The 18,275-nt window shown below is 43.4% G+C and carries 18 protein-coding genes; 11 read left to right on the top strand and 7 right to left on the bottom strand.

The features are described 5' to 3' along the window. Nucleotides 1-350 precede the first annotated feature (350 nt). The 6 genes from ACO5JD_RS02675 to ACO5JD_RS02650 all read left to right on the top strand — a co-directional run bounded on the left by ACO5JD_RS02675 (nucleotide 351) and on the right by ACO5JD_RS02650 (nucleotide 4,827). On the top strand, nucleotides 351-839 hold the full coding sequence (locus ACO5JD_RS02675; protein WP_021626760.1) for a PTS sugar transporter subunit IIB: 489 nt from the start codon (nucleotides 351-353) through the stop codon (nucleotides 837-839). A gap of 15 nt (nucleotides 840-854) precedes the next feature. Next, nucleotides 855-1,643, top strand: a complete 789-nt coding sequence (locus ACO5JD_RS02670) for a PTS mannose/fructose/sorbose/N-acetylgalactosamine transporter subunit IIC (protein ID WP_484987352.1) — start codon at nucleotides 855-857, stop codon at nucleotides 1,641-1,643. Beyond that, complete coding sequence (locus ACO5JD_RS02665) at nucleotides 1,636-2,514, top strand: PTS system mannose/fructose/sorbose family transporter subunit IID (RefSeq protein ID WP_021626758.1); 879 nt, start codon at nucleotides 1,636-1,638, stop codon at nucleotides 2,512-2,514. The genes ACO5JD_RS02670 and ACO5JD_RS02665 overlap by 8 nt, the downstream gene beginning before the upstream one ends. Before the next feature lie 69 nt (nucleotides 2,515-2,583). Next, nucleotides 2,584-2,985, top strand: coding sequence for a PTS sugar transporter subunit IIA (locus ACO5JD_RS02660; RefSeq protein ID WP_484987350.1), 402 nt, complete (start codon nucleotides 2,584-2,586; stop codon nucleotides 2,983-2,985). Further along, nucleotides 2,982-3,857 (top strand): Nif3-like dinuclear metal center hexameric protein, encoded by an 876-nt coding sequence (locus ACO5JD_RS02655; protein WP_484987348.1) that lies wholly within the window; start codon nucleotides 2,982-2,984, stop codon nucleotides 3,855-3,857. Before ACO5JD_RS02660 ends, ACO5JD_RS02655 begins: the two co-directional genes overlap by 4 nt. Further along, nucleotides 3,850-4,827, top strand: coding sequence for an MBL fold metallo-hydrolase (locus ACO5JD_RS02650; protein ID WP_484987346.1), 978 nt, complete (start codon nucleotides 3,850-3,852; stop codon nucleotides 4,825-4,827). The genes ACO5JD_RS02655 and ACO5JD_RS02650 overlap by 8 nt, the downstream gene beginning before the upstream one ends. Before the next feature lie 213 nt (nucleotides 4,828-5,040). On the opposite strand, the gene ACO5JD_RS02645 is transcribed toward ACO5JD_RS02650, so the two are convergent. The 3 genes from ACO5JD_RS02645 to ACO5JD_RS02635 all read right to left on the bottom strand — a co-directional run bounded on the left by ACO5JD_RS02645 (nucleotide 5,041) and on the right by ACO5JD_RS02635 (nucleotide 6,843). Continuing rightward, nucleotides 5,041-5,814: a nucleoside/nucleotide kinase family protein gene (locus tag ACO5JD_RS02645; protein WP_484987344.1), complete on the bottom strand. Its 774-nt coding sequence runs from the start codon at nucleotides 5,812-5,814 to the stop codon at nucleotides 5,041-5,043. 342 nt (nucleotides 5,815-6,156) lie between these two features. After that, nucleotides 6,157-6,372 (bottom strand): NAD(P)H-dependent oxidoreductase, encoded by a 216-nt coding sequence (locus tag ACO5JD_RS02640; RefSeq protein ID WP_286127404.1) that lies wholly within the window; start codon nucleotides 6,370-6,372, stop codon nucleotides 6,157-6,159. Between the two features lie 51 nt (nucleotides 6,373-6,423). Then, nucleotides 6,424-6,843 (bottom strand): helix-turn-helix domain-containing protein, encoded by a 420-nt coding sequence (locus ACO5JD_RS02635; protein ID WP_484987342.1) that lies wholly within the window; start codon nucleotides 6,841-6,843, stop codon nucleotides 6,424-6,426. Nucleotides 6,844-7,527: 684 nt separating this feature from the next. Here ACO5JD_RS02635 and ACO5JD_RS02630 point away from each other — a divergent pair. The 5 genes from ACO5JD_RS02630 to ACO5JD_RS02610 all read left to right on the top strand — a co-directional run bounded on the left by ACO5JD_RS02630 (nucleotide 7,528) and on the right by ACO5JD_RS02610 (nucleotide 12,702). Further along, nucleotides 7,528-10,983 (top strand): hypothetical protein, encoded by a 3,456-nt coding sequence (locus ACO5JD_RS02630; protein WP_484987340.1) that lies wholly within the window; start codon nucleotides 7,528-7,530, stop codon nucleotides 10,981-10,983. Nucleotides 10,984-11,071: 88 nt separating this feature from the next. After that, nucleotides 11,072-11,482: a VanZ family protein gene (locus tag ACO5JD_RS02625; RefSeq protein ID WP_484987338.1), complete on the top strand. Its 411-nt coding sequence runs from the start codon at nucleotides 11,072-11,074 to the stop codon at nucleotides 11,480-11,482. A 2-nt stretch (nucleotides 11,483-11,484) separates the two neighbouring features. Next, nucleotides 11,485-11,883, top strand: a complete 399-nt coding sequence (locus ACO5JD_RS02620) for an IS66 family transposase (protein WP_484987336.1) — start codon at nucleotides 11,485-11,487, stop codon at nucleotides 11,881-11,883. After that, nucleotides 11,790-12,353 (top strand): IS66 family transposase, encoded by a 564-nt coding sequence (locus ACO5JD_RS02615; RefSeq protein ID WP_484987334.1) that lies wholly within the window; start codon nucleotides 11,790-11,792, stop codon nucleotides 12,351-12,353. Before ACO5JD_RS02620 ends, ACO5JD_RS02615 begins: the two co-directional genes overlap by 94 nt. Continuing rightward, nucleotides 12,247-12,702: an IS66 family transposase gene (locus ACO5JD_RS02610; RefSeq protein ID WP_484987332.1), complete on the top strand. Its 456-nt coding sequence runs from the start codon at nucleotides 12,247-12,249 to the stop codon at nucleotides 12,700-12,702. Before ACO5JD_RS02615 ends, ACO5JD_RS02610 begins: the two co-directional genes overlap by 107 nt. Nucleotides 12,703-12,809: 107 nt before the next feature. On the opposite strand, the gene ACO5JD_RS02605 is transcribed toward ACO5JD_RS02610, so the two are convergent. The 4 genes from ACO5JD_RS02605 to ACO5JD_RS02590 form a co-directional block, all read right to left on the bottom strand. Then, nucleotides 12,810-13,979: an iron-containing alcohol dehydrogenase gene (locus ACO5JD_RS02605; protein ID WP_484987330.1), complete on the bottom strand. Its 1,170-nt coding sequence runs from the start codon at nucleotides 13,977-13,979 to the stop codon at nucleotides 12,810-12,812. 122 nt (nucleotides 13,980-14,101) lie between these two features. After that, nucleotides 14,102-14,872, bottom strand: coding sequence for a YdcF family protein (locus ACO5JD_RS02600; protein ID WP_484987328.1), 771 nt, complete (start codon nucleotides 14,870-14,872; stop codon nucleotides 14,102-14,104). A gap of 509 nt (nucleotides 14,873-15,381) precedes the next feature. Next, nucleotides 15,382-16,032: a helix-turn-helix domain-containing protein gene (locus ACO5JD_RS02595; protein WP_484987326.1), complete on the bottom strand. Its 651-nt coding sequence runs from the start codon at nucleotides 16,030-16,032 to the stop codon at nucleotides 15,382-15,384. Nucleotides 16,033-16,424: 392 nt separating this feature from the next. Continuing rightward, the gene (locus ACO5JD_RS02590) at nucleotides 16,425-18,257 is read right to left on the bottom strand and encodes an LTA synthase family protein (RefSeq protein WP_484987324.1); all 1,833 of its coding nucleotides are present in this window, start codon (nucleotides 18,255-18,257) and stop codon (nucleotides 16,425-16,427) included. Nucleotides 18,258-18,275 lie beyond the last annotated feature (18 nt).

The following is an 18,275-nucleotide window of genomic DNA, read 5'->3' as shown; positions in this document are numbered from 1 at the left end:
CCTTGCACTGGGGCTTCTTGAAAATCTAGACTAGGCAAACTGCGGAACTATGGTGAGTTGAAAGTTACTCTCGAAGATGAGTAGATATACATAAAATAGAAAAAGCGACAAATCTGTTAGCGTTTTCATAGTGTCGAACTCCTGTGTCGATTTTAGCAAGTAATTCTTTCATAAGTTCATTTCCAAGTGTCGACAGAACGTTGCTTGTGGCGCAGTCACTTTTTGTGAAGCTTCCGCAGGTAACAGATCTGTACCCTGGTCTTAAATTTGAACGGCACCTTACGTGTACGGCGCCAGCGAATGAGGTCCGTCCAAGCTGTATAGATAGGTCGACAGAAAGGAGTCGAGACATGAGCATTGTGGCTGGAAGAATCGATTATCGCCTTTTGCATGGCATTGTCCAAGGTTTTTGGTGTCCCACTTATGCTACGCAGCGGACCATGATTATCGATGACGCAACTGCTAACGATCCAGTGCGTAAGACTGCTATGAAGATGTCCAAGCCTTCTGGTCAAGCTCTCTCAATCATTACACACGAGGTGGCGTACAACAATTTCAAAAATGGAAAGTATGACGATCATACGGTTTTTGTAATTGCGCGTGACCCTCAGACCTTTCTGGATTTAGTCGAACAAGGTCAAAAGATTCCTGTTCTCACGCTTGGTTTAACTGAACTTCCTCCCGAAGGGACGCCTGGCTATAAGGCAGGTAGAAGGGCATTTATCCGTGAGGAGGAAGTCCCAATTTACAAAAAAATTGTCGAGGCAGGCGTCAAAGTTGAAGTTCGTTATATGACAACCGACAAGTCAGTACCTATCTCTGAATATATTTCGATATAAGGAAGGACGGTAATCATGGAAGTAAATGCTTTTCAATTTATCCTGATTGTGTTCTTAGCTGGCTTCCGTGCTATGGACCAGTACTCCACACAGCTGTTCCCATTCCAACATGCTCTTATGTGCTGGCTGGTGGGTATTGTCCTCGGAGATCCTAATACTGGACTCATTGTAGGAGGTACTATCCAGCTGATGTCAATGGGCGCAGCAGGTCTTGGTGGATCTTCTGCTCCTGATTACGGCATGGCTGGTATGGTGGCAACTGTGCTCGCCTGTATTACGGGAAGTAGTGACGTATCAGTAGGTCTTGCTGTAGGCGTTGCTGTAGCGATGCTATATGTTCAGCTTGATGTTATTTTTAAGATTTACAATTCTTGGGTGTTCTCCGTCATCCGTAAACATGCGGTTGCGGGTGAATACAACAAGATGCTCCGCTCTTTCTTCCTTTCTCACATTTATCTATTCTTGCAAGGTGCTCTGCCTATGGCAATTGTGCTTGCCTTTGGTCAAGCCGCTATTGATTCTGTGCTTGCAATTATGCCAGCTTGGTTTACAGGTGGCCTTACTATCGCCGCGGGTATTTTGCCTGTTACCGGCTTCGCGATGCTCCTTACCTTTATGCCCGTCAATAAGTTCTATGCATTCCTAATCGCTGGCTATGTTTTGGCCGCATATCTAAATCTCGGTGTACTTCCCATTGCTCTGCTCGGTGCTGTCGTAGCTATTGAGTATTTCCGCCTTAAGTCCGATAAGAGCTTTATTGCTGCTGATGTCGTTCAGAATGGGGGTGAGCTCGAAGATGAGTAATTTCTTCAAGCCCGCAGATTTTAAAGATTTCGATGAAGCTCCAGTCCCACAGCCGCTTCCCGACGGATCATATGAGCCTGTTTTGACTAAAGACGATCTAAAGATTTGCAGTCGCCGCATGTGGCTTATGGATACTGTATCTTACGCATATGCCACACAGAATGCACCTTGTGCTGCGTTTGCTGCATATTATGCGCTTCGCAAAATTTATGGTGGCGACAAAGAGGCATTTCATACTGCCATGCTCAACCAACTTGACTGTGTCTTTAACGCTACTCCTCCTGTGTCAGGTCTTTTGCTTGGCGCTGGGCTAGCTATAGAGGACAAGGGACACTTAGCTGGTATGGAAGCCGAGAACGACTTAAAAGTCGGATTAATGGGTCCGCTCTCTGGCATAGGTGACGTATTTATCTGGATTCTTCCAATGACAATCTTGGGTTCCATTGCGGGTTATATGGCTATGGAGGGCAACCCTGTTGGCATCTTATTGTGGATGGCTCTTTGGATGGCAATTCTTGCTTGGCGTTGGCAGAATTATGCGCAGGGCTATGCCGCGGGCGCTCAGCTCATTACTGGTCTTGCTGATAGGATCTCCATACTTACCGATGCGGCGTCCATTCTTGGTCTCACGGTTGTAGGCTCGCTAATTTTCTCCGCAGTAAAAATTTCAACGCCACTTGCATTTCATTTCGGTGAAATTTCGCTAGGCGTGCAGGAAGGTGTATTAGACGCGATTTTCCCCAATCTCCTAGGCGTTATCACTGCGTTTGTTGTTTATCGCCTTATCAAAAAGGGTGTTAAGCTCAACTGGATTATTCTCGGTATTATTGTTGTGAGTTGTATTTGCTCTGCGTTTGGCATCTTAGCTTAGTTGCCCCTTTTTATATGCGGCTGGCTGAAGTGCTGCTGGCCGCATATGTTTGTTTACGGAAGGAAAAACATGAGACAAATCGTGTTGGCTTCGCATCACGGTTTTGCTCAGGGGCTTGCCGATACGCTTGAGTTCTTGGGCAACAAAAATATTCCGCATGTCATTTGTGCTTATATGGACGACATGCCACTTACCGATACAGTTGAAAATCTTTTTGCTAGTTTCAACCCCGCAGATGAAGTTTTAATCCTTACGGACATTATGCAGGGAAGTGTTAACCAGGCATTTGTTCCTTATGTAGGAGAACATGTTTTTCTAGTTGCCGGGGTTAATGTTGCGCTAGCGCTTGAGCTGTGTCTTACCGATGAACCCCTAAGTAATGAGTTGATTCAACAGGAGATTAGTACTTGTTTGCAGTCAATACAGCTGATAAACACTCTGATTGTTGAGGAAGGGGAAGATGACGAGTGATTATTTCAGACGTTATTGATCACGTTAAAGCATTCTGTGGTGGACTCAATTATGAGACTGGTGAAAAAATTAATGATGCCACCACCCGTGATAAGGTCTTATATGGTGGCACAAATCAGGAATGTACTGGTATCGTAACGTGCATTTGGCCTACTGCTGATGTTATTCGGAATGCGCAAAATCTTGGTGCTAATCTCATCATTTCGCATGAGGCATTGTTTTGGAATCATGGTGATCATCAAGATATTATTGCTGGAAATACGACTTACCTTAGCAAGAAAAATCTACTTGATAAATGGGGTGGTGTAGTGTGGCGCTGTCACGACTATATCCACTCGAAAGTTCCTATTGATAGTAACGATAGCTTGGTTGATGGAATTTTTTATGGCTTTGCCGCCAAACTTGGATGGCTCGAGTATCGCATAGGTGATACATCAATGCCTATGGAGTTTGAGATTCCAGAGATGAGTGGGCGTGAGCTTGCTACGTTGCTAATACAGAAGCTTGGACTTAATGGTACACGCATCACAGGTGATGCTGATGCGTGCATAAGGCGCGTTCATATACCAATGCACATTTTTGGCACACCTAATGATACAAACGAAATTAACTATGTAGATGCACACAGCATTGATGCACTGATAACAATGGAATTTGTTGATTTTACGACCTGTGAGTATATTCGTGATGCGGGAATGCTTGGACAGGGTAAGTGTGCCATTACTGTGGGTCATTTTAACCTTGAGGAACCTGGCATGGAATATATGGTTACTTGGTTACCCACGGCGCTTGGGACTAGCGATATACCAGTGACATTTGTGAGTATGACAGATACTTATGAATATGTTACAAGGGCGGATATCCATGCTTGATATGACACCTCGTCCCATTAAAAGTGAACTAAAAAGCCATGTCCTTTTTCCCGAGGACGAAAAACCATCACGCTGGTCCTTTCTTAAGGTGTTGCGTGAGTTCAGCTCGCTTAGAGAATTTTATCCTGAGATAAATCCATATTCTGAAGCATACCAATTTCGTGATAATTGTTGGGCTATCTATTCAGATGGCAATGGATTTGGTGAGATGTGGAATTATTTAATTGTGGGCCCTGAGCGTGCGATGCTTATTGATACAAATGATGGCATTGGAAACGTGCGTGCATTAGCGGAATATTTAGCTAGAGACAAAGAAATAGTATGTGTAAATACACATCATCACATTGATCATATTGGTGGAAACTACTATTTTGATCAGGTATTCATTCACGAGAATGACGCTCAGATACTTAAGAAAAATATGACACCTACCTTTTTTACTGACTGGGCGCTTGATGATGCAGATAAACCTAAATACACTTGGTTCGATGTGGCAGACCTGCCTCCATTCCATGAATACGAGATTTGCACGTTTAAAAATGCTGATACATTCGACTTGGGAAAAGGCTATATAGTTGAGGCTGTGCATTTGCCAGGTCACACGGCTGGGCAGAGTGGGTTTTTTGACCATCAAACTGGTTGTATTTTTATTGGTGATGTAACTAGCGCATTTGGTCCAACTGCAGATCCAGATCATGGTGAGTATTGTACTGTCAATGCGTTTCGTAATGCGCTTATGAGTCTGCAGTCTCGGTTTGATAAAATATCGGGAGTGTTTCCTGGGCACGGCACTTGGGATTTACATGCTGCAACATTGCAATATTTGCTGGATACCTGTGAGGTAATCATTGCACATCCAGATTGGTATGACAGTAAGAAGAATTTCTTTGGCACTCTTGTTTATACACATAATGTGTATCAATTTGGTAGTGACATGAAGTATACGATGGATGCTGTTGTGAGCGAGTAGGTTCAGTGTGTGTACATTTAAATTAGGTATCACGAGGAGTCATGGGCTTGATGTCTATGGCTCTTTTTCATGCATTGACACAAGAATTGTGTAATTGATTTTTCCAAGTGTAATGGAATAGTTGCCGAGCTTGAGTATTTGAGGTTGATCTGCGAGGTGTGAGAACAGTCCCTGCCTTTAGAATGTTAACGTCTAATTTGCCTATCGTTTGTTTTAAGAGCTTGATACTTCAAGCCGCCCATTACAGGTAAGGCGCAGTTCGAGAGTGGCTGCCTGGTGCGCCGCAAGTACAGTCCGTACGTTGGGGCCATCGCTTTGTTCGTACCATAATTCAGCTTCGGTTTGTGAGAGGCCACCTCGAATCTTTCTGTTTATGAGGCGATTCCGAAGCATTTCTTCGTTTGCTGAGAGCATGATGCTCTCGTCGCAGAGCTGTGTTAGTTTGCTCCATGGTCCACTAGGAAGCAGTAGGTAGTTTCCTTCCAGTAATAGTAGATTGCCAATAATTCCTCTATCACCTTCAATAACATCATGCTTTATTCGTGAGTAACGTGGCCAAGGGTCTGTTGTTTTCAGACTGCGAGCTTGCATAAGTAGACGAACGAGTTTTTCAATATCGTAGGTAAAAGGAGCTCCTTTACGCGAGAAAAGTGTTCGCTCTTGACCGTTTTCAATGAACGTGTGAGTAGTGAGGTAAGTATTAGGTAGATGAAAACCATCGATCCCCTGCACTTCAATACATAAATTTTTAAATGTGTCATGAGGAAGTCCGATTAGTTGTGGGTTGTGTGCAATTTGCGCAAGTGCAAGCGCAAGTGTTGTTTTACCTGCTCCAGGAGGTGCTGCGAGAAAGACAATCTTTCTTGTAGTGCTGTTTGCTGCTAGCGATGCCCAATGTCGCAAAAGTGGCACCAAGATATTCCATACATCTTGATTGTCAAAAACTGCCTCAATAGGGAACCCCTCATTGTTAACAGTAAAATTCATTACATTCCCTCCTATTGCAGATCACTTAATAGTAAAGGGGATGTATTAGAATCGTCGCGTGTGGTTATTGGAATTCGACACAGCTGTGTTTATTACGACACACATAAGTTGAAAAAACTGAGCTTTTATGACTTTTCTTGAAAACATGTGAATTTATTTTTAATTAAGACTAGATAGGGACGTCCTTCAGACTAATTAATTGATGATATCCACTGCGGTTTCCTAGTGTTCGATATTTTTTGTCGCAATCAAATTTAGATGCGACGGATTTCTTGTTGTATAAGTTATGCAAGTCAATAGCCGTAAGGCTGGCAAAAGCATCTCGATAAGATCCAGCAGACGCTAGGCATGCTGTGTCACATGTTCCTTCATGTTTGCAAGTGCCATCTCGTCAGTACGGGTTTGGTAGGACACACCACCTGTGTATACCGTGCCAGCATATTCCATCCCAGTAAGCTTGCACGTTGCCATGATGGGGTAGCAAAGTTCCTCAATTGTGTGTCCTATGTTGCTCTCATGGGAATACATCGTCTCAGGTGCACCAGTGGTAAGCGAGATGATGAGTGTTCCTTGTGCTTTGTCTTCTCTACTTATTAGGCTTTCCTGTAGCTATGCCTCTCGAGGTGCAGCTCCATCTGGCTGGAACATCTTGATACCGATGCAAGCCATGCCGATGCCCAACATAGTAAAGCCGCTTTTTACATCCAGCTGACCAAGCAGCGTAAGGACAACGACAGCGACGCCCATCGCGAGGGGAACGGCAGAGAGTATCAAGCCAATAGTCTCCTTAACCTTGCTCGGAGATTTTGAATTCAAGTTTTGCTCTTTGCACTGCATGAGTTCTTCGACTGTGACGCCGAGTACTTCTGCGAGTTTGGGGATCGAATTTACATCTGGGAAGGACAGATCGCGTTCCCATTTGGATACGGCTTTGTCAGTGACACCCATCTTGTCTGCCAATTCAAGTTGGGTCATTCCTGCAGCTTTACGCTTTGATGCAATCATCGTTCCCATTGTTTGCTTTTCCATGGTATTGCTCCTTTCAGTCGGTAATTGCATCGTATGAATTATTATTTGTCCACTCAACCGACCGTTGGTTTAGATTGGTACACCTGTAGTTTAACTGCAGTAGAGTGCCAGTAGATGAGTTAAAAGCCTTGCAGGTGTCAGGCTATACAGAGCAAGACCAGTATCAAATACACCGTAAGTAGACCGCGCAATTTCAGAGATCTTATTCTAGGGGAGTGCCAATACCTCAAAGAAAGGCAAAATAGATTCAATGGCTTAACCCTGACGCAGCATCTCATGGTTTGACAACTTACCCTTTTTGCATAAAAAAACAGAGCATGGCTGCTCTTGAGTTATAGCACCAACAGTGTGGGTAGATTCGAATTATCCAATCGATAGTGTTTTAGCACGGATGTGATAGTTATTTGACTAGTTGCTTCTGTGCATCCTCTGCCATTAGTGTCGTTGTTGTATAGCAATTTTTCTTTATGCTGACTAAAACAATGAAAGAGAATAAGCCAATTTAATGTAGAGCTTACAACGGTCTAGATTGGTAAGAATGGATAGATGGCTACCGTTACTTCTGTCGTAGAAAAATATAGTTAGCATCTACTGATAACTTTGAATTTGTAGTTTCAGTTGGTGAGCAATGTAAACCAATCAACTTGAGAAATATCCTTTACTAATAGAGAGGTAATAGCAGCCATGAAGACAAGTGATGCCCGAATCGCTCTTCGCAACAGAATAACACTAGGTCTTAAATCTCTTTCTACACCGACTTTAGCTCAGATGTATGAGTATGCGGTTGATTTAGTGGGGTCCTATTCTCCTGAATCAAATTCGGCAGAATTTGATTTAATGAGAATTAGCCATTGTGTACGCGAACTGATGAATCGGCTTCCAGATTATCTTGATAAAGGAGATTCTTTTTGCTCAAAATTAGGTTCAGAACTCGAAAAACGTCAAGAGTTGAACAATGTTCTTCTTACAGAGTGTGATGAATCAACATTCTTTGTCAAAAAGGGCTCAGTTGTGGCAGTTATCCCTGCAAATGTAGCGAAAACAGTTGAACAGTATAGAAAAGCGGTAAAAGCGGGAAATGCTAATAGTAATAACAAAATTTTTCTGGCAACTATTGGCAGGATTGAAGACAATCCAGTATATATTCCTTGGAAGGAAGCTCATAATTTTTTCATGGGCTATGTTCATTTAAGTAAAACGATAACTAAACTTCCCAGTCAGGATAAGGTTTCTACTGAGTTTTTGTGTTTTGAAAATTCTTTGTCGAGTAGACTTGGATACTTTTTTGACTCAAAAAAGATGTTAAAAGGTATTCTTGAGACCACAAATACACAAGCGGATGATGGGCAATATCTCATCCCTTCAGATGAGAATCTGAAAACCGCCCTATCACTAGTGGGGAATTCAGGATTGCGTTTTATCTTTTTTTCAGAATTGTCTAATCCTATGTGGCTTCAAGCATTGCTACGAAACAAAGTATTTACCCCTAAAAATATTACTCTAAATGATATGAATTATTATCCTGACTGGCCTGAAGCAATCTACTTAAAAAGAATTGTGGATCTGGACTCCAATGGAGTAACAGATGCGATCATAGAAGCCAGTCACTCAAGAAGCCCTGTGATTCGCTGTGAGGCGATAAAAATCTCTGTTAAATTGCCAATAGATTGTGTTGTAAAGTTTGCAGATTATGTTGTCGATTGGGCTGAATCAGGATTTTGTGCGGATGGGTATTTCTGGATAGCTTCCGAAGTAGAGAATCTTATTTGTCGTTTAATGACTTCAGATATGAAAAAAGCAAGATCTGTGGGGAAGAGACTTTTTGTTGCATGTTTTAGCCCTAGAGCTGATGGAACAAACTTCTATAGAATACATTCTCTCATTCCTGAATATAAGTATTCAAAGTGCATGGAACAGCTCACTAATGTCATCGAGTTAATGACACCTAGGCTCAGAAGGGAGCTGTTCTGCTCGTTTTCAGAAGGTATTCTCTATCAAACTGCTAATGGAGAAAAAAGTTCATATCGAATTACGTCTGTTGAAGATTCTTGTAAGAATCATTCTCAATCGGTACCAGATGAAGTGATTTATCAAATGGTGCACTCTTTACGTGTATGTTTTGATGATGATCCAGACGAGGCAATATGCTGGGTTCGAAAAAAGAGTAGTAATCCATTAATAGTTCGCTGTGCAATGTTTGTAGAGCATGCGATATTACAAAAACGTGTTGAAAGTCATAGTGTGGACACCAGCGTTGTAAAACACGTTCGTGAGTTACTGCTGTCTGATCTTATTACTGAGAGTGAGTTCGACTCAGAGTTCTATCCACTTTTTCTGCTCGCACAAAATCTTAATGTAGTCAACCCGGGGGAAATTGATGAGTGTGTTCTTCAGGGCAGTTTGCAGAAATTGGCACAATATCAAACGAATTGTCCAGAACTTGCTGAGGCTGATCTCAAAATACGTGTGCGGCACTGGCAACATCGTGCCCTATGTCTTATTGGACGAGATTCACTTGGTGTTAGGGGGAAAGAGACTTTAGATGAACTGTCAAAAGAATTTTCAGAGAATAATTATTCGGTGAGACATATTTTTTCTACTGAGACAATCACTGTTCCAAATAGTCCGATAGATTCGTCTTTAATGCTCGAAATGGGGACGGAAAGATTAATCAATCATCTAGTGGAGTGGCATCCATCTGAAACTGATAAGCGGGAGTTAGTGACGTATCAGGGCCAAGCTGAACAGTTGTCACAAGCACTAGAGCGCTGTCCTGATCTCTTTTCAGGGTATGGAAAAAAGCTTGGTATGCTTCATATAGCATATCAACGTGAAATTATGAACGGTATGAGTATTGCTGCCTCTAAAGGTAAAGCTATTCCAATTGATGATTCACTCGAAATGATAGTAAATGCATCTCAGAAGTCGGAAGCAGTATCATGGGAGAATAAAGGGGATTTTCTTGGGGATGATTGTAACTACCTTAACCTTAGAAGAGAAGCTGCGCAATTTGCAAACAGACTCATCGAAGGCTATGGAGAACAGCTAACAAATAACCAAGCAAATCTACTGCTAAATGCTTTGCTCAAGTTTGCAGATTCTGATGAGCCAAACGCGCAGTATGAAGAGAAATATGGCGGGGATAATATGGATCCCGTTACGCTTGCGTTGAATACTATTCGACCTATTGCGCTCGTGGGCATAGCAAAATGGCTTGGGACGTTTCAAGATGGCAATCGGAAAGCAAGCGCTTTATCCGTCATAGAGCGTTATCTTCCTAGCAGGTCAGAAAGTGTTGCGGATGCCGCAGCTATTGGAAAATCGATCCCTTATATTATGAATGTCGAGCCGAGCTGGATTCAAAAAAATTACGTTGATCTGTTCGGGAAATCCGGAGCAAATAAATATCAACAAATCGTTCTGACGACTGTACTTGCGATCTATTATCCCACCTTTCAACTTTTTAAAATTTTATCGCCGGCAATGATTTCTTCTTTAGAAAATGGGCCAGAGTATTATGTTCTAGGTTTCCGGGGACTGCATGAAGATTGCCTATCTTTGATAGGACATTGGCTTTATGTTGGATATGTTTCTGGCTTTCTTGATGATGAGAATCTGGTATTAGATACTTGGAGAAAGATCGCGGATGCGAATCATATGGGATATGTTCTAGGTAAATTATGTGGCATGGTTAGCAGTGATGGGAGCCTTTCTAAGGATGTAATTAATAGGGTTGGATTGTTATGGGATTATCATTCAAAATTTCTTGTGAATCATAGCAGTGGATCTGCACTTAAAGGGATTGAAAGCCTTATCATCTCTGGCTTCTATCCTGTTAATTGGTGGGGTTCACGAGTTTTGAGAGAGCTTAAAGCTAACCCTCATGAAATTTCAATTTATGTAATAGGTGAAAAACTCATAGAACTATCGACTTATGATCCAGAACTTGCTGTCAATGTTCTATGCGAAATTGCAAAAAATGATGCTCATCCATTTTCGCCAGAATATGAAGACATAGGAATTCAACTAATCAGTAAAGCTAAGATGGCTAATGGCGGACATCTATCTATGGATGCAATACACTGCATGGATATGCTCGGGCAGATTGGATGTATCCATCTAGATGAACAGTTGAAATAATTTTTTTCATTGGTGTTTACTTAGAATGTTTGATCGTCCAATTGCCTACGCAATATGGCATATTTTCGCTCATTAAGGAGAGTGTCAGATGAACAGAAATGCTTGGTTGGCAAAAGCAGCATTTTTTGTCTACCTGCTACTGCTTGTTTGGATAGTCATCTTCAAGACGAACTTTTCCTTGGAAGATATCCATATGGTCAGGGAAGTAAACCTTATTCCGTTCCATTATGAAAATGTTTTCGAAGGCGATTTTCCTCTTTTTGAGGCGCTCTTGAATATTTTGGTATTCGTTCCCTTTGGTTTTCTTCTTCATAAAGCTTTTCATGGACATGTATTAAGAGAAGCACTTCTTGTCGTATCCTTAAGTTTGTCCTTTGAAATTACGCAGTATGTGCTATCAATCGGGGCAAGCGATATAACTGATTTAATTACAAATACCTTAGGCGGCGTAGTTGGTATTGCGTTAGCTGTGCTTATTGCAAAGCGTAGTGTATTATAACTATGGATAAGATAAGACTCGTTCCCGTCCACTTTGAGGTCATAGAACACCATAGGCACGTCTACAGCTGCAAAAGCTGCTCTCAGACAAATGCAAAGGACGGCACCTTACCTGTAAGCATCATGCGCGCCCCCATGCCCACACCACCCATACCAGGTTCTTTCGTACATCCATCGCTTATTGTCTATGTGCTACATGGTAAGTTTGTAAACGCTATGCCGCTTTATCGTATAGAGCAGGACATGGCTACAGCTGGCCTTGAAATTTCGCGGCAGGACATGTCCAACTGGGTGCTTAACATCTGGAGGTGCTGGCTTACAAAGATACATGCGAGGATGAAGACACACACCTCCTTTCATACGACTACATCCACGCCGATGAGACAGTTGTACAGGTGCTAAAAGAACCAGGAAAGGCACCTCAAAGTCAGTCAAGAATGTGGCTGTTCTGCGCACCAGCGCGTGTGGCACCCAACTACATATTCGAATACCGCCCAACTCGTTCGGGACAGGTCGTCCGCAACTTCCTTGGCAGATGGAGCGGATACCTCACCACAGACGGCTACCAGCCTTACTTCAGGCTGGGACCTCAAGTGACCAACACTGCATGCCTCGTGCACCTACGCCGCAAGTTTGATGAGGTAGTAAAGTCAGCTGGCTCCGACGCGCTAGCGAGAAAGGCATGCTCGATAGCCCTCAAGGGACGCCAGCTGATAGACGCAATCTTCAAGGCCGATGAGGCCTTTGACGGCATAACCTCAGGTGATGTGCAAAGCCGAACGCGACCAAGTCTTAAGACCCCTCATGGAAGGCTTTGGCTTATGGGCCAAAGAGCAGCTGCCTCGCGCCCTGCCCAAATCCAAGCTCGATGAGACTCTCACCTATGCTGTGACATACTGGCCCTACGTACTACATGTTCTCAACGACGGCAGACTCGAGCTCTCCAACAATATTGTTGAGCGTGCAATCAGACCCTTTGTTGTAGGCAGATCCAATTGGATGTTTTGCGACACCCAAGACGACGCCCGCGCGTCGGCGGCGATCTACTCGATAGTCACCACCGCCAAGGCAAACGGCCTCAACCCAAGACTTTACCTAGAGTGGCTGCTCACTGAACTTCCTAATGCAGGCGAGCTTACTGATGAGGTGCTGGATGGCTTTCTGCCTTGGTCAGCATCGATACCTGAGGACTGCAGGCTCAAGAGGCAGAACAAGAAATAGACAACCCCAAGAGTTTTCCACCTTCATGCTAGATTACTCACGGAGTTGTCTACAGACATACTCTGCTTTTGACGCTTACGATAAACCTCTATTTAGCCCAATTTAATTTAGAGGCAGGCCTCAAGGATCTCTTTTACATCTTCCTCATCGAGAGGTACGAAGGCAGAGGCAAGGCGATTGCCCTTATTGGCTTTGGCAGCCATCTCATCAAAGTGTGTACGATCAATATTCAACTCGGTAAGAGTCATAGGAATGCCCACTTCGCCAAAGAACTGCTCTAGGCGGTCAATACCGGCCTTTGCGAGAGCCATCTCATCATCACCCTCCAACCCCCACACGTTGCGGGCAAAGCGTACAAAGCGGGGGAGTGCAATAGTAGAGTCTTTAGCCAAGATATGGCGCATCCAACGTGGGGTGAGGATGGCCAAACCAACACCATGTGTAATGTCATAGTAGGCAGATAACTGATGCTCCATGGCGTGGCAAGGCCATGCGGTGCTCTGCTTGCCATATTCGGGAATGCCAGAGCAGGCAACGGAAGAGTTGGCCATGAGATTGGCACGGGCAGTGTAGTCATCTGGGGTGGCCAGTGCAATAGGGAGATTCTTGATGACAGATTTAAGGATGGTCTCAGCAATACCGTCGGATAAATCACTGTCGGATGTCTTTGAGAAATAGCCTTCAAAGATGTGGTTCATGATATCAGCAGAACCGGCAGCTGTTTGATAAGCAGGCACAGTAAAGGTGAGTTCTGGATCGCAGAAAGACACTGCAGGATAAGTAAACGATGCGCCCATCTTGTCGTTAAGGGTGAGGTTGGAGATAACACCACCACCGTCAAATTCGGAACCCGTAGCAGCAATAGTCAGTACATCTATGAGCGGCAACGCCTTACGCCCAGGTTTGCTATTGGTGACCATTTCCCATAAATCACCTTCGTAGAAGGTGCCAACAGCAACAGCCTTGGAGCAGTCAATGGTAGAGCCTCCGCCTATAGCAAGAATAACCTCAACATCGTTTGCGCGACAGATTTCAACGCCACGCTGCACGCTTTCAATACGGGGATTGGGCTCGATGCCATCCAGTTCAAAGACGGTGAAATTGCCCTTATCAAGCATTACTCTAATTTTGTCATACAGACCAGTGCGCTTGATGGAACCTCCACCATAGGCGAGTAGCACTTTTGTGCCAAAGCGACTGAGCTCTTCGGTGAGATGCTCCAGTTGACCTTTACCGAAATAGAGCTTTGTAGGAATGTCGTGTTTGAAGTTGAGCATGATATCCCCCATATCGTGAATTTAAACTCTAAAGAGAAATTCACATTAATTGGATTCTTAGATCAGGTATCTTTTATTTCATAAAGTCCTCACGTGAAATGGTGTCATTAGTCAGGTGGCTGCTACATATTGCCAGCAATGGTATCTTTTACGATGCCAAGACACTCGCGCAACAGGTTATTTGGCAAGTACCATGGCAGTGAGTAAGCAGAAATCCCAACAGCAGCTTTAAGACCCTGCTTATGTGCTATAGCTGTGGCGCGGAACGTATGAAAGTCATTTGTCACAATGCCAATAGGAACATGGTGCGGGTTAGCTCCATGCTCTTTAAGTACTTGAGCTGAGAACAAAATATTCTCAACGGTATTGCGAGACTTTGCCTCTTGCACGATGCGCTCCTGTGCAATTCCATGACTCAGTAGATGATTTGCCATGCACTCAGCTTCAGAAGTAGGTTCATTAAGACCTTGTCCGCCTGAAACGATAGCCTGGCAGTTGGGATGTGTATCGAGATAGGCGATTGCCGAATCAAGCCGATAGCGTAGCACCGTACTAGGGCTGCCATCTCCTCGCACCTGCGCACCTAAAACGATAATCCACTCTAAGTTGTCGGGGGCTTTATTGGGCGTGGAAGTTCTGGATTTGTGCATCACATAGCTTGAAAGGCTTATCACAACAAGCAGCCCTATAATAGTGGCTACACCTAGCGCTTTGCGAAGTAGAGAAGGGAGATGCTGCCACAGTCCTCGACGCATCATGATACCTATACCTGTGGCGATCATTGCTAACGCAAGCCATACCAAAAAGAAGATCGTGCCTGACCACACCAGCATGATGCTGAGACCATAAGCAGCAAGAAGTGCGCCCATAATTAAAAGAATATTTGCAAGCACAGTGCCTCCTTTCACGTGAAATTTGTTGATTTCCGCATGGCGTACGTGCTGGGTTCTTAGTTCGACTACGCACTCTAAGACAGGCTGGCAGCAAAGGTGCGAATGCGCTTGCCCCATGGAAGAGGAAGACACCTCAGTGGTAGCGGCTGCAAACACACTGCAATCCTTTGCACCGAAATACCCTTGAATGAATTCATGATAGATCTTTTCCGCTACGTCGTATGTGCTGTGAGATCCCTAGCCATGGATATCCATATCTGCAACGTTCAATGTACGCACGAAGTACTGGATTCTATAAGCTCTCTTTAATCTTGTTGGAGATGCAGCAGAAGAGAGTAGTTTTTTTGAGGACTTTACTCGCTTGGTTTTGAAGAAAGATGCCGTCTTGGCAGAACATGAGTGCAACCAGCTATAAAGCAGTGATCCAGGACATCAGCGTAGTGGTAAAAATAACCCACTCGTACCGATAGTTATTACGGGTACAAATGGGTTTATATCGCACAAAAAGCTTAGTTTTGTTTCGTCCTGCTTTTTGTAAAAACCAAATGGCCCAGTGCAATACCTATAAGCGAAATGGCAATACCTTTCCATAGCATGGAAAACTCCGGCAGGTTAATCTTATTAAAGGAAAGGTTGTTTGCCATGCTAAATGTGGCATATTCTGACAGCATATACATGATGCCAAATCCGATACTACTAGCCCATTTCCGTTTTTTCCCGTAATTATTTCTACCAATAAAGTACGAGATAACCAAGGTAGTAACGGGGAGAATGACCCAAAGAAACATTAGTGAGTATCCCATGGCACCGTCGGGTTCTTTTATAGCAAAAATCCAAAAGACGATAATTGCTATAGCCCAGATTACTAAATAAGACATCAGCAGTATGAGTTTAGATAACTTTGCCCTGCTCTTTACCGTATTTGTGCTTTCATCAAGGTAGTTCAGATAGCCGTTCATGGTTACTTCTCCTTTCAGCAGATAGTCGAGGCTAACGTTGTAAAGGTCACTCATCTTAAGGACGCTCAGTATGTCTGGATAGGATTTTTCGTTTTCCCAGTTTGATATGGTTTGCCTGCTTACTCCAAGCACTTCGGCAACCTTTTCTTGGGTTATATTTGCTTCTTTCCTTGCTTGTTTGATGCGTGTACCTATATCCATGTTTGCCCCTTACTATTTACACTATAGATTTTGAAATAACAGGCATGCGAGGTCTATCAAAACTGTTTTACAAGAGAAGATTTTTTGTCAAGAATTTTGTACATGTGCAGTTATTGCAGGTATTCAATCCGAACGAACAGACTCTTTTTGGCCCGAGCGAGCAGAGCCTTGACAATATTTGAATTTTCGTTTGGATATCCGTTATGTCTCTTATGACCGAGATTACCTCCTCCCTCTCAGTGTTAACGTTTGCTAGGGAGTTGGCTTTCTATCCTAAATCCCACCCAATTGTCAGCGCTTATTTCAGCTTTTCGTGCCGACAGCTCGAAATGTAGCTTGACAATATGATCCCGTTGTAATAGCAGAGTGAGACGTGAAATAACAGTGGAAAACTATTTTTTGTCAGGTTTCGTTAAAAGGTTTTCGACGTAAAAATCACTGTAGAGCGAAGTTTCCTCGTTGACATGGTCAAGACCATCACGCTCAACAAGTGTCTGTTTTTGAGAAGCAAGATTAGTACCCAATGCCAGACGTTCTCCTTCGATTGCTATTCCTAATGAGGAAAGAATGGTAGGCATATAGTCATAGGATGTGTACTGTCGATTTGTTGTCTGAAAGTCCTTGTTGGTAAACGCAGGATTGATAAACATGTTGAAGGTAGTACGCTCATAGCTTGGATCCCAGCCCTTGAAGAAGTTACCATCCATAGAAAGATGGTCACCAGTAACTACGATGGTTGTGTTGGACCCAAAGGGTTGTGCCTGAATCCATCTAATCAAATCAGCTACTTGCTTTTGAGAGTGAAAAATAACATTAGCATACTGATTGCCAAATATGTCCTTGGTTTCGGGTTCTTTGAAGCCATCAGGAAAATGTGTATCAGCATTTTCCATCATGAAGCAGAACGGTTTTCCTTCGTTATAAAGGCGCGTCATCTCACTTTTTGCATATTCATATAACTTGTTGTCCTCAAATCCCCACCACACCATGTAATCGGGAGGAATAAGCCCTTTCTTTCTTGCAAAGTGGAGATCAAAGATGGTTTGTGTTCCATGTGTGCTATAGAATGTATCGAGCCCTCCAAAGTGTGCATCTGCTCCAAACGTAATAGTTTCGTTGTAGTCTTGAGCAGCGAGAATATCGGTGTAACCAATAGCACCTGGTAGGAATTTGCCATTTTGTCCATAACTATTCATACTTCTTGGTGCCTTGAGCGGAATACCAAAGTTCATATTGGTCATACCGGCTACGCTCCAGCCCGTTCCACAAACTTGATGTGGACCACCGAAGGCATAATTTGTATGGGAGAAATGTATCCCTGTCTGTGCAAGCTCCATGAGGTCAGGCATAAGATTTTTATCCATGTAGCCTCCATGAGCCTTGTCCAAATATGATGTTTCAACCGACTCAACATAAATATGCACGAGATTCCGCTTCTGCTTTGGAAAACTCAGTTTGACTGATGCTGGATCAACGTAATTATCAATGAAGTAGCCGCTCTTAGTGCTGTATTGCTTGATCATATCGTCAACGTGGAGGGTCTGATACGCATAGCTTATGCCAAAAATTGCAAGAATGAAGCATACAACTATAGTAAAAAATTGACGTTGCTTGCGAGTAAAAAAGAGCGTGTGCCTGCTTGCTGTAATGCTAATTTTTACTGGCACAACTAGCAACATACCCAGCAAGCTCATAGTGAATACAACTAAAAACACGGGACGCGAGTACATATCGAGCATCGCAGCTTTTGGGGCTCCTCCAACAGGTGAGGCAAAATTGAAAAGAATCTGTTCGGCGGTCATCTCGCCAGTATAGTCATGAAACCAGTAAGCTCCAAATAGGGCAACTGATCCTATAAACGCAAAAATAAAGGCAATTACCATCAGAATGGTACGCTTGTGCCCAACACTTTCGTGGTCTGGTTTACTCATCAAAGTTCCGCGCATACTAAGTTTTGTGAGCAGATATAGTACGCCGCAAACTACGGCAAGCTGTATATATTTCCAACAGAAGGATGTGAGATATGAGGTGGGATCTATGATAATTTCGTAGGCCAATCCAAAGCGCAACACAAAAAGTGTTGCGAGATTTACAAGTAGTGCATCCTCAATAAATAGGCCCAGACAACTTTTCCAACTTCGTTTTTTGGCAGTTGCAATATCAGCTGCTGCAAATAGACCTCCTGTGAGGATCCAAGTGCCAATCATAGCTAGGAGTGCTGTCATAGTTCCTCCTGCCGAGAG

The organism is Olegusella sp., assembly GCF_057238325.1.
Note: the sequence above shows the minus strand (reverse complement) of the source record. Positions and strands in the feature narration are given on the sequence as shown.